This window comes from Methylobacterium sp. 4-46, assembly GCF_000019365.1.
Lineage (GTDB): Bacteria > Pseudomonadota > Alphaproteobacteria > Rhizobiales > Beijerinckiaceae > Methylobacterium.
The window spans coordinates 2,022,221-2,036,688 of sequence record NC_010511.1 but is presented as its reverse complement, the minus strand read 5'-3'; the positions used below and the strand labels follow the sequence as shown (position 1 = coordinate 2,036,688).

7 protein-coding genes are annotated in these 14,468 nt (G+C 72.4%); 3 read left to right on the top strand and 4 right to left on the bottom strand.

Features of this window, described 5'->3' with window-relative positions; genetic code table 11:
- Window positions 1-100 precede the first annotated feature (100 nt).
- Complete coding sequence (gene gltB, locus M446_RS08570; protein WP_012331708.1) at window positions 101-4,795, top strand: glutamate synthase large subunit; 4,695 nt, start codon at window positions 101-103, stop codon at window positions 4,793-4,795.
- A gap of 316 nt (window positions 4,796-5,111) precedes the next feature.
- Window positions 5,112-6,542 carry a glutamate synthase subunit beta gene (locus M446_RS08565; protein ID WP_012331707.1) on the top strand — a complete coding sequence of 477 codons (1,431 nt, stop codon included), beginning with the start codon at window positions 5,112-5,114 and terminating at the stop codon, window positions 6,540-6,542.
- A gap of 54 nt (window positions 6,543-6,596) precedes the next feature.
- Here M446_RS08565 and M446_RS08560 read toward each other — a convergent pair whose 3' ends face one another.
- On the bottom strand, window positions 6,597-7,277 hold the full coding sequence (locus M446_RS08560) for a DUF599 domain-containing protein (protein ID WP_026190815.1): 681 nt from the start codon (window positions 7,275-7,277) through the stop codon (window positions 6,597-6,599).
- A 378-nt stretch (window positions 7,278-7,655) separates the two neighbouring features.
- Between M446_RS08560 and M446_RS08555 the strand changes: the two genes are divergently transcribed.
- Window positions 7,656-10,439 (top strand): PAS domain-containing protein, encoded by a 2,784-nt coding sequence (locus M446_RS08555; protein WP_012331705.1) that lies wholly within the window; start codon window positions 7,656-7,658, stop codon window positions 10,437-10,439.
- A 192-nt stretch (window positions 10,440-10,631) separates the two neighbouring features.
- On the opposite strand, the gene M446_RS08550 is transcribed toward M446_RS08555, so the two are convergent.
- The 3 genes from M446_RS08550 to galE form a co-directional block, all read right to left on the bottom strand.
- Window positions 10,632-12,077 (bottom strand): DUF459 domain-containing protein, encoded by a 1,446-nt coding sequence (locus M446_RS08550; protein ID WP_012331704.1) that lies wholly within the window; start codon window positions 12,075-12,077, stop codon window positions 10,632-10,634.
- 99 nt (window positions 12,078-12,176) lie between these two features.
- Window positions 12,177-13,352, bottom strand: coding sequence for a lytic murein transglycosylase (locus tag M446_RS08545; protein WP_012331703.1), 1,176 nt, complete (start codon window positions 13,350-13,352; stop codon window positions 12,177-12,179).
- Window positions 13,353-13,356: 4 nt separating this feature from the next.
- Window positions 13,357-14,349, bottom strand: a complete 993-nt coding sequence (galE, locus tag M446_RS08540) for a UDP-glucose 4-epimerase GalE (RefSeq protein WP_012331702.1) — start codon at window positions 14,347-14,349, stop codon at window positions 13,357-13,359.
- Window positions 14,350-14,468: the final 119 nt, after the last annotated feature.

Below are 14,468 nucleotides of genomic sequence, written 5' to 3'. Positions count from 1 at the left end.
GCCTGCGCCCGGGAGGGGCCTCCGGAATGGTGCGCCGGCCTCACCGCCGGCGGCGTGGCAGACAGGCGCGCCGCGAAGGCGGGCGCGGACGGGAGACGAGATGATGAGCGGCCTGGACCCCTCCCAGCACCCCACCCGCGGGCCGGCGGCACCGGCCCTCGTCGTGCGCGATCCGGCCCTGCCGGCGGAGCAGGGGCTCTACGATCCCAAGCGCGAGAAGGATGCCTGCGGCGTCGGCTTCATCGCCGACATGCACAATCGCCGCAGCCACAGCATCGTGCAGCGCGGCCTGCAGATCCTGGAGAACCTCGACCACCGGGGCGCGGTCGGCGCCGACCCGAAGATGGGCGACGGCTGCGGCATCCTGGTGCAACTCCCGCACGACTTCTTTGCGGCGGAAGGCCAGCGCCTCGGCCTCGCCCTGCCGGAGGCCGGGCATTACGGCGTCGGGCAGCTCTTCATGCCGCGCGACGAGGAGGGATTCCGCACCGTCGTCGGCATCGTCGAGAAGGCGATCGCCGACGAGGGGCTGACGCTCCTCGGCTGGCGCGACGTGCCGGTCGATCCGAGCGACCTCGGCGAGAGCGTCAAGCTCAGCGAACCGCGCCACCGGCAGGTCTTCATCGGCCGGCCGGCCTCCAGCCCCGACCAGGACGCCTTCGAGCGCCGGCTCTATCTCTGCCGCAAGGTCATCTCGAACGCGGTCTACACGCTCAAGGACCCGAAGCTCAAGGAATTCTACCCGGTCTCGCTGTCCTCGCGCACCATCGTGTACAAGGGCATGGTGCTGGTGCACCAGCTCGGCCAGTACTACCTCGACCTGAAGGACGAGCGCTTCAGCTCGGCCCTGGCCCTGGTGCATCAGCGCTTCGCCACCAACACCTTCCCGACCTGGCGCCTGTCGCACCCCTACCGGATGGTGGCGCATAACGGCGAGATCAACACGCTGCGCGGCAACGTCAACTGGATGGCGGCGCGCCAGGCGAGCGTGGATTCCGAGCTGTTCGGGAACGACATCTCGAAGCTGTGGCCGATCTCGTACGAGGGCCAGTCCGACACCGCCTGCTTCGACAACGCGCTCGAATTCCTGGTGCAGGGCGGCTACTCGCTGGCCCACGCCATGATGATGCTCATCCCGGAGGCCTGGGCCGGCAACCCGCTGATGAGCGAGGAGCGGCGCGCCTTCTACGAGTACCACGCGGCGCTGATGGAGCCGTGGGACGGGCCGGCCGCGGTCTGCTTCACGGACGGCCGCCAGATCGGCGCCACCCTGGACCGCAACGGCCTCAGGCCCGCCCGCTACGTGGTGACCGAGGACGGGCTCGTCGTGCTCGCCTCCGAGATGGGCGTGCTGCCGATTCCCGACGAGGAGATCGTCGAATCCTGGCGCCTGCAGCCCGGCCGCATGCTGCTCATCGACCTCGACAAGGGCCGGATCGTCTCCGACGAGGAGATCAAGCGCGAACTCGCCGCCGCCAATCCCTATCCGGACTGGCTGAAGCGCACCCAGATCGTGCTGGAGGACCTGCGCCCGGTCCAGCCGCGCGAGTCGCGCACCGACGTCTCCCTGCTCGATCGGCAGCAGGCCTTCGGCTACACGCAGGAGGACCTGAGGCTGCTCATGCAACCCATGGCCGTGACCGGCCAGGAGGCGGTGGGCTCGATGGGCACGGACACGCCGCTCTCGGCGCTCTCCGACAGGCCCAAGCTCCTCTACACCTACTTCAAGCAGAACTTCGCGCAGGTGACGAACCCGCCGATCGACCCGATCCGCGAGGAGGCCGTGATGAGCCTCGTCTCGTTCATCGGGCCGCGGCCGAACATCCTCGACCTGGAGGGCACCTCCCGCAAGAAGCGGCTGGAGGTGCGCCAGCCGATCCTGACCAATGCGGACCTGGAGAAGATCCGCTGCATCGGCCATTTCGAGGACCGGTTCGACACCAAGACCCTCGACATCACCTACCCGGCCGAGCTCGGCGCGGCGGGGATGGACGGGGCCGTCGACCGGCTCTGCGACCGGGCCGAGGCGGCGGTGCGCGGCGGCTACAACATCATCGTGCTCTCCGATCGGGCGACCGGGCCGGACCGGGTCCCGATCCCCGCGCTGCTGGCCACCGCGGCGGTGCACAATTACCTGATCCGCAAGGGCCTGCGCACCTCGGTCGGGCTCGTGGTCGAGTCCGGCGAGCCGCGCGAGGTGCACCACTTCGCGTGCCTTGCCGGCTACGGCGCCGAGGCGATCAACCCCTACCTCGCCTTCGAGACCCTGCTCGCCATGAAGGACGAGCTGCCGCCCGAGCTCTCCGAGGACGAGATCGTCTACCGCTACATCAAGTCGATCGATAAGGGGCTGCTCAAGGTGATGTCCAAGATGGGCATCTCCACCTACCAGTCCTATTGCGGCGCGCAGATCTTCGACGCGGTCGGCCTGAATTCCTCGTTCGTGGAGCGGGACTTCTTCGGCACCGCGACGACGATCGAGGGCATCGGCATGGCCGAGGTGGCCGAGGAGACGGTGCGTCGTCACCAGGACGCGTTCGGGGACGCGCCGGTCTACCGCAACGCCCTCGACGTCGGCGGGGAATACGCCTACCGGCTGCGCGGCGAGGCCCATACCTGGACGCCCGACACGGTGGCGACGCTCCAGCACGCCGTGCGCCTGCGCCTGCCCGAGCGCTACCGGGAATTCGCCCGGCTGGTGAACGAGCAGGAGAACCACCTCAAGACCCTGCGCGGCCTGTTCCGGATCAAGAGAGCGACCGAGATCGGGCGCAGGCCCGTCGCCATCGAGGCGGTCGAGCCGGCCGCCGAGATCGTCAAGCGCTTCGCCACCGGGGCGATGTCCTACGGCTCCATCTCCAAGGAGGCGCACGAGACCCTCGCCATCGCCCTCAACTCCTTCGGCGGGCGCTCGAATTCGGGCGAGGGCGGCGAGGAGCGCGAGCGCTACCGGCCGCTGCCGGACGGCCGCTCGCGGCGCTCGGCGATCAAGCAGGTGGCCTCCGGCCGCTTCGGCGTGACGACCGAGTACCTCGTCAATTCCGACATGATGCAGATCAAGGTGGCGCAGGGCGCCAAGCCCGGCGAGGGCGGCCAGCTGCCCGGCCATAAGGTCGACGCCAAGATCGCCAAGGTCCGCCACTCGACCCCGGGCGTCGGCCTGATCTCGCCGCCGCCGCACCACGACATCTACTCGATCGAGGACCTCGCCCAGCTCATCTTCGACCTCAAGAACGTCAACCCGGACGCCGAGGTCTCGGTGAAGCTGGTCTCCGAGGTCGGGGTCGGCACGGTGGCGGCCGGCGTCGCCAAGGCGCGCGCCGACCACATCACCATCTCGGGCTTCGACGGCGGCACCGGCGCGGCCCCGCTCACCTCGATCAAGCACGCGGGCGGCCCCTGGGAGATCGGGCTCGCCGAGACCCAGCAGACCCTGGTGCTGAACCATCTGCGCGGCCGCGTCGCCCTGCAGGCGGATGGCGGCATCCGCACCGGGCGCGACGTGCTGATCGCGGCGCTGCTCGGGGCCGACCAGTTCGGCTTCTCGACCGCGCCGCTCATCGCGGCGGGCTGCATCATGATGCGCAAGTGCCACCTCAACACCTGCCCGGTCGGCGTCGCGACCCAGGACCCGGTGCTGCGCAAGCGCTTCAAGGGCACGCCCGAGCACGTCATCAACTACTTCTTCTTCGTGGCCGAGGAGGTGCGCGAGCTGATGGCGGCGCTGGGCGTGACCAAGCTCGACGAGCTGATCGGGCGCTCCGACTACCTCGACAAGCTCGCGGCGATCTCGCACTGGAAGGCGAAGGGCCTCGACTTCGCCCGGCTGTTCCACAAGCCGGAGGTGCCGGACCACGTGGCGATCCGCCACGTCGAAGCGCAGAAGCACCCGATCGACCACGTGCTCGACCGCCGGCTGATCGCGGCGCTCGGGACCGCCATCGAGACGGGCGAGCCGAGCGTGGTCGAGGACGTCATCCGCAACTCCGACCGCGCGGCGGGCGCCATGCTCTCCGGCCTCGTCGCCAAGGCGCACGGCCACGAGGGGCTGCCCGACGACACGATCACCGTGAGGCTCACCGGCACCGCCGGCCAGAGCTTCGGCGCGTGGCTCGCGGCCGGCGTGACGCTGATCCTGACCGGCCACGGAAACGACTACGTCGGCAAGGGCCTGTCGGGCGGCAAGCTGATCCTGCGGCCCTCCGACGGCCTCAAGGCGCCGGCCGAGCGCACCATCATGGTGGGCAACACCGTGCTGTACGGGGCGATCGCGGGCGAGGCCTACATCCGGGGCGCGGCCGGCGAGCGCTTCGCGGTGCGCAACTCGGGCGCCATTGCGGTGGTCGAGGGCATGGGCGACCACGGCTGCGAGTACATGACCGGCGGCGTGGTCGTGTCGATCGGCGAGACCGGGCGCAACTTCGCGGCCGGGATGTCGGGCGGCATCGCCTACGTCCTCGACGAGGACGGGACGTTCGCCAAGCGCTGCAACCTGTCGATGGTCGACCTCGAACCGGTCGAGGAGGAGGACGAGTTCATGCGCCGCTTCCACCAGGACGGCGACCTGGAGACCAAGGGGCGCATCGACATCCTGGCCAACATGTCGGGCCACGACGAGGAGCGCCTCGTCGGGCTGATCAACAACCACCTGAAGTACACGGGCTCGGTGCGGGCCAAGGCGATCATCGACAACTGGGACACTTACCGGACCAAGTTCGTGAAGGTGATGCCGGTCGAGTACCGGCGCGCCCTGCGCGAGATGGAGCGGGCCCGGATGCCGATCGCCGCCGAGTAGGCCGGCCTCGCCGGCCGCGCGGCGCCTCCCTCTCCCGGGCGGGGCCGCGCGGCCGGCACCCACCCCGTTGCCGGCCCCGGCCGGTTCCCGAGGAAGAATCCGGTGCAGCTCTCGGTGCAGCTCTTCGGCGACCCGATCCGCGGCCAGATCCCGGCCGCGCGACGCGCGGGCGGGCCCCGTCCCGGCCCGGGCGCGGCCTCGCGCGGGTGGCTCGGGCGTCGCGTCCGGGCCCCCGGCCCGCCAAGTGCATTCTCACCGGCCGCCGCGCTCGCCTGAGCCGCGCGGCCCTCTCCCCTTCTTTCCTCCGAGTTTACCGATGGGCAAGGTCACAGGCTTCCTCGAATACGACCGCCAGGAGCAGAAGTACCAGCTCGCCGGCGACCGCGTGCGCCACTTCCTCGAATTCACCCTGCCGCTCGACGAGCACGACCTGAAGAAGCAGGCGGCCCGCTGCATGGATTGCGGCATCCCGTTCTGCCACGGTCCGACGGGCTGCCCGGTCCACAACCAGATCCCGGACTGGAACGACCTCGTCTACAACGCCGACTGGGAGGAGGCGTCGCGCAACCTCCACTCGACGAACAACTTCCCGGAATTTACCGGGCGCATCTGCCCGGCGCCGTGCGAGGAGGCCTGCACCCTCAACCTTGAGGACCAGCCGGTCACCATCAAGACGATCGAGCAGGCGATCGCCGACAAGGCCTGGAGCATGGGCTGGGTCGTGCCCGAGCCGCCGCAGCTGCGGACGGGCAAGCGGGTGGCGATCATCGGCTCGGGCCCGGCCGGCCTCGCGGCGGCCCAGCAGCTCGCCCGGGTCGGTCACGAGGTCCACGTCTTCGAGCGCGAGGCGAAGGCCGGCGGCCTGCTGCGTTACGGCATCCCCGACTTCAAGATGGAGAAGCGCCACATCGACCGCCGGGTGCGGCAGATGGAGGCCGAGGGCGTGCAGTTCCACTACGGCGTGAATGTCGGCGTGACGCGCTCCTTCGCGAGCCTGCACAACGAGTTCGACGCGGTGCTGTTCGCCGGCGGGGCCGAGGAACCGCGCAACCCGCAGCTCCCGGGTCAGGACCTGGAAGGCGTGCACTACGCGATGCCCTACCTCGTGCAGTCGAACCGCCGGGTCGGATCCGAGGACGAGGCGCTGGCCGCCGAGGCGCCGATCCTGGCGGCGGGCAAGAACGTGGTGGTGATCGGCGGCGGCGACACCGCCTCCGACTGCGTCGGCACCGCCTTCCGCCAGGGCGCCCTGTCGGTGACCCAGCTCGACATCCGTCCCCGCCCGCCCGAGAAGGAGGACAAGCTCGCCGTGTGGCCCTACTGGGCGACGAAGCTGCGGGTCTCGTCGAGCCAGGCCGAGGGCGCCGAGCGCGAGTTCCAGGCCGCGACCCTGCGCATCGAGGGCAAGAAGGGAAGGGTCAAGGGCGTGGTCTGCGCCCGGGTCGACGAGAAGCGCCAGCCCATCACCGGCACCGAGTTCCTGCTCCCGGCCGACCTCGTCTTCCTGGCGATCGGCTTCGCCGGTCCGGTGGCGCGGGGCCTGCTGGAGGAATCCGGCGTCGCGCGCGACCGCCGCGGCAACGTGCAGGCGGACGAGACCAGCTACCGGACCTCGAACGAGAAGGTCTGGGCGGCGGGCGACATGCGCCGCGGCCAGTCGCTGGTGGTCTGGGCGATCCGCGAGGGCCGGCAGGCCGCGCGGGCGATCGACGAGGCCCTGATGGGGGCGACGACGCTGCCGCTGTGAGGCGCCGGCGCGGGCTCGCGATCCGGGATCCGCTTCGATCAACCGGATCCCGGATCAGACGTCCGACAGGGAATCGCGGGCGCTCGAGCTGAACTGGCGCCGCCACATCACGATGAGCACGCCCGCGGTCGTCATGAGCAGCACGGAGGGGCCGACGAACCAGCCGAGATAGGCCAGCGCGAAGAAGAACGCGTACATGCCCCGGTTGAAGTGCTTGCCCGCGACCACGTTCATGCGCGCCACCCGTCGGACGGCCCGGCGGATCGCGTCCGGGTCGCCGCCCCGCGGCGGCACCGCGCCGATCAGTATGGCCCCGTAGTTGAACAGCCGGTAGGCCCAGGCGAACTTGAAGAACGCGTAGGCGAAGATCAGCGCCAGCCCCGTCACCTTGATCTCCCAGGTGGCGCGGGTGGTCTGCATGCCGAAGGGCAGGGTCGAGAACAGGGTCAGCACCTCGTCCGTCGAGCGCGTCAGGGTGAGGACGCTGCCGAGCGCGATCAGCGAGGTCGAGGCGAAGAAGGCGGTGCCGTTCTGCAGCGAGGCGTTGATGGTGGTGTCGACCACCCGGATCTCGCGCGTGGCGATCTGCTCGGCCCAGGCGTGGCGGTAGCGGTTCATCATCCGGTTGAGGCTGGTGCGGGTGCCGCCGACGCGCTCCAGGGCGAGGCCGTAACCGACCCAGGCGCAGAGGAAGGCCGCGAGCGCCGCGAAGTCGAGAACCGAGAGGTCGCCCATGCCGTGCCCGCCCGTGTCCTGCCCGCCGGTGTCCTGCCCGCCCGTGCCGTGCCCGTTCATGCCGTGCCGATGCCGGGATCGCGCGGGGCCGTCCACGCCTCGGGAGAGGAGCGCATCGCTGCGGCCGTAGGCGAGTTGCCGCGAATGGGCAACTTGGGATTGCCTCGCGAGGGGGAAGCGCGGGTCTCCGACCGGGCTTGTCCGGGGACGCGAGCACGATCCGCGCATTCGCGGGGCGTGCCGGGCGGGGTGCGGGACGCCCGGGAGGGCCGGACCTTGATGAGGCCGGCGAGCGCCCAAGATCTCCCCCGGGGGACCAGCGCGACGCCTGTCAGCATGGCGGCGGGGCCTGGGGCGGAGGGGGCCGTGCGGAGGGGGATGCCTGGGCGGGACGGGGACGCCCCCGCCTTCTTGACCGGCGGCGGCGTGATGGGCGCCGCGATGCGCGCCCGGCCCTGGTCGGGATCGGTGCTCGGCGAGCCCTCGACCTGGCCGCAATGCCTGAGGTCGGCGGTCGGCCTGATGCTCGGCTCGCGCTTCCCGATGTTCGTCGCCTTCGGGCCGGACCTCGGCTTCCTCTACAACGACGCCTACGCGGAGATCCTCGGCGACAAGCACCCGGCCGCGCTCGGTCGCCGCTTCCGCGACATCTGGACGGAGATCTGGGCCGAGATCGAACCCCTGATCGCGGCGGCGCTCGCCGGCGAGGCGACCTGGTCCGAGAACCTGCCGCTGGTCATGAACCGGCGCGGCCACGACGAGCAGACTTGGTTCACCTTCTCGTACTCGCCCCTGCGCGACGACGAGGGCGCGGTCGTGGGCATGTTCTGCGCCTGCACGGAGACGACCGGCCAGGTGCTGGCGGAGGAGCGGCTGCGCGCCAGCGAGGAGTTCAACCGCCGCATCCTCGCGAGCTCGGCCGATTGCATCAAGGTGCTCAGCCTCGACGGCCGCCTCGAATTCATGAGCGAGGGCGGCATGTGCGCGATGGCGGTCGAGGATTTCGGCCTGATCCGCGGCGCCCACTGGCCCGATTTCTGGCAGGGCGAGGGGCGCGACCAGGCCCGTGCGGCGATCCGGGAGGCCCGGCGCGGCGGCACGGGCCGCTTCCAGGGCCTCGCCACCACCGCCAGGGGCACGCCGCGGTGGTGGGACGTGATCGTCACCTCGATCGACGGGCCCGACGACCGGCCGGAGAAGCTCCTCGCGGTGTCCCGGGACGTGACAGCGACGAGGGAGGCGGAGGAGCGCGTGCGCGAGAGCGAGGCGCGCTTCCGGCAAATGGCGGACGCCGTGCCCCAGATCGTCTGGATCACCGATGCCGAGGGCCGCACCGAGTTCTTCAACAGGCAGTGGACGGCCTATACGGGCGCGCCCTACGCGCCGACGACGGCCGCCGCGGTGGCCGCCGCCCACGTCCACCCGGACGACGCGCAGGCCACGATGGCGGCCTTCGGCGAGGCCAGGCGATCGGGCGGCACCTTCCTGGTCGAGCACCGCATCCGCTCGGCCGCCGGGACCTACCGCTGGTTCCTGGTCCGCGCCGAGCCCTCCCGCGATCCGGTCACCGGCGAGGTGGTGCGCTGGTTCGGGGCCTCGGTCGACATCCACGACCGCAAGCTCGCCGAGGAGGCGCTGCTGGCGCTCAACGCCGACCTCGAGCGGGAGGTGGTCGCGCGCACCCGCGAGCGCGGCCTGATCTGGCAGCTCAGCCTCGACCTGCTCTCGGTCATCGACATTGACACGGCGGCCTTCGCCGCGGCCAACCCGGCCTGGACGGCGGCGCTCGGCTGGCCGACGAGCGAGATCGAGGGACGGCCCTACGCCGAACTCGTGCACCCGGACGATGTCGGCGCGAGCCTCGCGGCCTTCGACGCCATCCGGCAGGGCAGCCCCGTCCTGCACTTCGAGAACCGCTACCGCACCCGGGACGGCGGCTGGCGCTGGCTGTCCTGGGTGGCCGTGCCGGAGGGCGGCAAGCTCTACTCGGTCACCCGCGACGTCACCGAGGAGAAGGAGCGCCGGGCCGAGCTGGAGGCCGCACAGGAGGCGCTGCGCCAGTCGCAGAAGATGGAGGCGATGGGCCAGCTCACCGGCGGCGTCGCGCACGACTTCAACAACCTCCTCACCCCGATCGTCGGCTCCCTCGACATGCTCCAGCGCAGGGGCCTGGGCGGCGAACGGGAGCAGCGCCTCATCGCGGGCGCCATGCAGTCGGCCGAGCGGGCGAAGACGCTGGTGCAGCGGCTCCTCGCCTTCGCGCGGCGGCAGCCGCTGCAGCCGATCCCCGTCGACGTCGCCAAGCTGGTGACCGGGATGGGCGACCTCGTGGCGAGCACGATGGGCCCGCAGATCAGGGTCGCCGTCGACGCGCCCGACGCCCTGCCGCCCGCGAAGGCCGACCCGAACCAGATCGAGATGGCGCTCCTGAACCTCTGCGTGAACGCGCGGGACGCCATGCCGGAGGGCGGCACGCTGCGGATCTCGGCCCGCGCGGAGACGGTCGGGCCCGGTCACCGCACCACGCTCCGGCCGGGCCCCTACATCCGCCTGTCGGTCGCCGACAGCGGGACCGGCATGGACGAGGCGACGCTCGCGCGGGCGGTCGAGCCCTTCTTCTCCACCAAGGGCGTTGGCAAGGGCACGGGGCTCGGCCTCTCGATGGTGCACGGCCTCGCCTCCCAGCTCAGCGGCGCGCTCACCATCCAGAGCCGGCCGGGGCTCGGCACCAATGTCGAGCTCTGGCTGCCGCGGAGCGACGCGGCCCCGGACCTGGCCGAGCCCGCGCCGCAGCCTTCCGCGGCGGCGTCCCCGCGCGGGACCGCGCTCCTGGTCGACGACGAGGACCTCGTGCGCATGAGCACGGCGGACATGCTGGGCGACCTCGGCTACGCGGTGATCGAGGCCGCATCGGGCGAGGAGGCGATGCGCCTCGTCCGCGGCGGCGAGCGCTTCGACCTGCTCGTGACCGACCACCTGATGCCGGGCATCACCGGGACCGAACTCGCCCGGGCGCTCCGGCACGCGAGGCCTGGCCTGCCCGTGCTCCTGGTCTCGGGCTACGCGGAGAGCGACGGCGTCGCGGCCGACCTGCCGCGGCTCACCAAGCCGTTCCGCAAGAACGAACTCGCCGCGCGCCTCGCCCAGCTGGCGACGCCCTGATCCGGGATCGGCTTGATCGAAGCGGATCCCGGATCACGCGCCTGCGCGGCGCCTGAGCGCGGCGCCTGAGCGAAGCCGACATCCGCATAGCGAAGCACTCAACCGGATGTCGTATGACGCGGGCCGCACCGGGCCCCGCGGGAGCGCGCCGGCGCCCGCGGGAGCGCGCGGGCGATTCCGCCGGGGCGGTCCTCAGCTGCGCGGCCAGCGGAAATCGTCGGCCCGCCCCGGCTGCGGGCTCGGCGGGGCGCCCCGGGTGAGCGCGCGTTCCACCGTGTAGCCGGCCTCGCCCTCGATCCGCGGGCGCCCGCTGACGAGCTGCCCGCCCGGCGAGACCTCGTTGCGGGTGAGCGGGACCACCGGCCCGGCCGGCGGCTTGACCGGCAGGGCCGGGATGCCCGGCGGCTCGGGCAGGCTCGGCAGCATCGCGGTCAGCAGCCGGTCGATCGCCGCGTCGTCGTCGAGGCGCGCCGCCGCCGGGTCGGCGGGCGCCGGAGCCGGTGCGGGGGCGGCCGCGACCGCGTCCGGCACGCTCGGGGCGCCGCCCCGCTGCTCCATCAGCCGCTTGATCTCGACGTCGGCGAAATGGGCCGCCTTGCGGGCGCCGGCCTGGGTGAAGTGCACGCCGTCCGCGGTGCGCAGCTTCGCGGTCTGGCCCTCCAGGTCCGGCCCGCTCGCGGCGTAGCGGTTCTGGTCGTCCACGAAGGCCGGCCAGATGTCCACGTAGACCCCGCCCGCCCGCTGCACCCGGTCGCGGTCGATCTCGTTGATGGAGATCAGGTCGGCCGACAGGCCCTCGTTCTTCATCGGCGGCTCGCCGACCCAGATCACCGGCACCTTGGCGTCGCTGAAGACCTTGAGCAGCGCGTCGACCCGGTCGCGGTAGACCGCCCTCCAGCGATCGCTCAGCGGATCGACCGTGGCGTCGCCGTCGCGCAGGGACTGGCGGTCGTTGGCGCCCACCATGACGACCGCGTAGGTCAGCTTCGGGTTGGCCTTGAGGTAATCCTCGGCGGCCTTCGGCCAATCGACCACGTCCTTGCGCACGAGACCACTGTCGCCCCTGGCCTTGCGGATCACCAGGATGTCGGGATTCGCCTCGTAGGCCGCCTCCAGCCCCTTGCCGAGCAGGTCGGCGAGGGAATCGCCGAAGACCGCGATCTGCACCGACGGGTTGGTCTTGGGCTTCGGGGCGGGCGCCGCCGCCACGACCGGCGCGGGCCGGGGTTTCGGCCGCTGGACCGAGCGCCCCTCGCGGCTGCGACGGGCCTCGCGCGGGGCCTCGCGCACGTCGCGGGGCGCCTCGCGCAAGCGCGGCCGCGGGGTGCGGTAACCGCCGTAATAGCCGCCCTGCGCGGGCGGCGGCGGCGGGGCGGCCTGCGGGGCCGGGTCGTCCTCCCAGGGCCAGCGGTAGCGCTGCGGCTGCGGCTGCGGCGCCGGCGCGGGCGGGCGCCGCGCATAGCCCTGCCGTCCCCCGTAGCCGTCGTCGTAGCCGCGGGAGCGGGCGCCGTAAGGATCCTGGCGCGGGTAGCCCTCGTCGCCGCCCCACCATTGCGCGCGGGCCGGACCGGCGCCCGCGAGCAGCCCGCCGCAGACGAGGCCGCGCAGTCCGAGTTCCGCGATCCTCCGCCACCTCATGCGCCGACCATCTCCGCCTCGCTCGACCGGTGAGCGCGCACGATAACGCATGAGGGCCGGACTGGCACCCGCCGGACCGGGCCCGCACGGGCGCCCGGGTCAGGGCGCGCGCCGCAGGTGGTCGAGCAGGGCGGGCGTGGCGTAGCCGTCCGCCGGGAGCCCGGCGGCGGTCTGGTAGCGGCGCACGGCCTCGCGCAGCTTCGGCCCGGCCCGCCCGTCGAGGGGACCCGCGTAGAGGTCGCGCGCGGCGAGCCCCCGCTGGAGCGCCGCGAGGCCGGCCGCGTCGAGGCGCGGCGCCCGGATCGGCCAGGGCGCCGCGAGCGGCCCCCCGCCGGCGATGCGGTCGGCGAGGTGGCCGACCGCCAGCGCGTAGGCGTCCGAGGTGTTGTAGGCGCGGAACGCCTCGAAATTGACGGTGATCAGGAAGGCCGGCCCGCCGAGGCCGCCGGGCAGGAACAGGCTCGCCTCGCCGGCGGCCGGCAGCGCCGCCCCGTCCGCGCGCGCCACGCCGCGGGCGGCGAACTCCGCCAGGGAACCGCGGTGGCGCGACAGGTCGAAGCCCGCGGGCAGCCGCACCTCCAGCCCCCAGGGCAGCCCCGGCTGCCAGCCCGCCTGGCGCAGGAAGTTCGCGATCGAGGCGAGCGCGTCCGGCGCCGAATTCCAGATGTCCCGCCGCCCGTCGCCGTCGAAATCGACCGCGGCCCGCAGGTACACGGAGGGCAGGAACTGCGTCTGCCCCATCGCCCCCGCCCAGGAGCCCTTCAGCCCCTCGGGGCCGACGTCGTGGTGCTGCAGGATGTCGAGGGCGGCCAGCAGCTCGTCGCGGAAGAGGTCGCCGCGATGCCCCGCCTGCGCCAGGGTGGCGAGCGCGCGCACCGTCGGGACGCTGCCCGTCCCCGTCCCGAAATCCGATTCCATGCCCCAGACGGCGAGGAGGACCGGCCCCGGCACCCCGTAGCGCGCCTCCAGGCCGGCGAGGAGCTCGGCCCGCCGCGCCGCCTCGGCCCGGCCGCGCGCCACGCGCGCGGTCGAGACGGATCCGGCGAGGTACTCCCAGACCGGGCGGCTGAACTCGCCCTGGCGCCGCAGGCGCGCGAGCACCGCCGGATCCGGCGCCGTCACCTCCCGGAAGGCGGCGTCGAAGGTCTCGCGCGCGACGCCCCGGGCGGTCGCGAGGGGCCGAAGTCCCTCGATGAAGCCGCGGAACCCGTCCTCGGCCCGGGCGGCAGCGAGGCCGAGGAGGAGGGCGAGGGCCGCCGGGAGCGCGCGCCGCATCGGGTCAGGACTGGTTGCGCCGCGCCAGCGCCTCTTCCCAGGCCAGGGCCTGCGACACGATCTCGCGCAGGTCGTCGTGCTTGGGCTGCCAGCCGAGGCGCGCGCGGATGCGGTCGGCCGCCGCGATGATCTGCGAGGGGTCGCCCGGCCGGCGCGGCGACAGCCGCACCTCGAAATCCTTGCCCGACACCTCCTTGACCACCTGGATCACCTCCAGGACGGAGTAGCCCCGCCCGTAGCCGCAATTCAGGGTCAGGCTCTCGCCGCCGCCGCGCAGGTGGTTCAGCGCCACGAGATGCGCGTCCGCGAGGTCCGACACCTGGATGTAGTCCCGCAGGCAGGAGCCGTCCGGCGTCGGGTAGTCGGTGCCGAACACCTCGAGGTGGCTGCGGCGCCCGAGCGCGGCCTGGGTGGCGACCTTGATCAGGTGGGTGGCGTTCGGCGTCGACTGGCCCGAGCGGCCGCGCGGATCGGCCCCCGCCACGTTGAAGTAGCGCAGGGCCACGTAGGTGAGCCCGTGCGCCCTGGCCACGTCCGCCAGCATCCACTCGGTCATCAGCTTCGAGCGGCCGTAGGGGTTGATCGGGTTGGTGACCAGGTCCTCGGGCACCGGCACGATGGGGGGCTCGCCGTACACGGCGGCCGTGGAGGAGAAGATGATGTGGCGCACGCCCTCGCGCAGAGCGGTCTCGATCAGCGCCCGCGATTTCACCGTGTTGTTGAGGTAGTAGCCGAGCGGATCGGCGACCGAGTCGGGCACCACGATCTTGGCGGCGAAATGCGCGATCGCGTCGACCCGGTGGCGACGGATCGTCTCGGCAACCAGGGCTTGGTCGCCCATGTCGCCCCGCACGAGGGTCACCTCCGGCGGCAGCGCCCAGGCGAAGCCGGTCGAGAGGTCATCGAGCACCACGACCTCGTCCTGGCCCGCATCGAGCAGCGCCAGAACCATGTGGCTGCCGATGTAGCCGGCGCCGCCCGTCACCAGAACCGCCATCTCGCTCTCTCCCCGCTTCACATCGTGGTCGATCACTAACGCCGGACGCTCGCACGTCAATGAACTGTCCCGTAGCGGCGCGGCGCGCTATGCCTTAAGCGGCGCGGGGCCTCGCCCGA

Coding starts and splice junctions, on each gene's coding strand:
- gltB (WP_012331708.1), top strand. CDS start 101: ATGATGAGCGGCCTGGACCCCTCCCAGCACCCCACCCGCGGGCCGGCG.
- M446_RS08565 (WP_012331707.1), top strand. CDS start 5,112: ATGGGCAAGGTCACAGGCTTCCTCGAATACGACCGCCAGGAGCAGAAG.
- M446_RS08560 (WP_026190815.1), bottom strand. CDS start 7,277: ATGGGCGACCTCTCGGTTCTCGACTTCGCGGCGCTCGCGGCCTTCCTC.
- M446_RS08555 (WP_012331705.1), top strand. CDS start 7,656: ATGCCTGGGCGGGACGGGGACGCCCCCGCCTTCTTGACCGGCGGCGGC.
- M446_RS08550 (WP_012331704.1), bottom strand. CDS start 12,077: ATGAGGTGGCGGAGGATCGCGGAACTCGGACTGCGCGGCCTCGTCTGC.
- M446_RS08545 (WP_012331703.1), bottom strand. CDS start 13,352: ATGCGGCGCGCGCTCCCGGCGGCCCTCGCCCTCCTCCTCGGCCTCGCT.
- galE (WP_012331702.1), bottom strand. CDS start 14,349: ATGGCGGTTCTGGTGACGGGCGGCGCCGGCTACATCGGCAGCCACATG.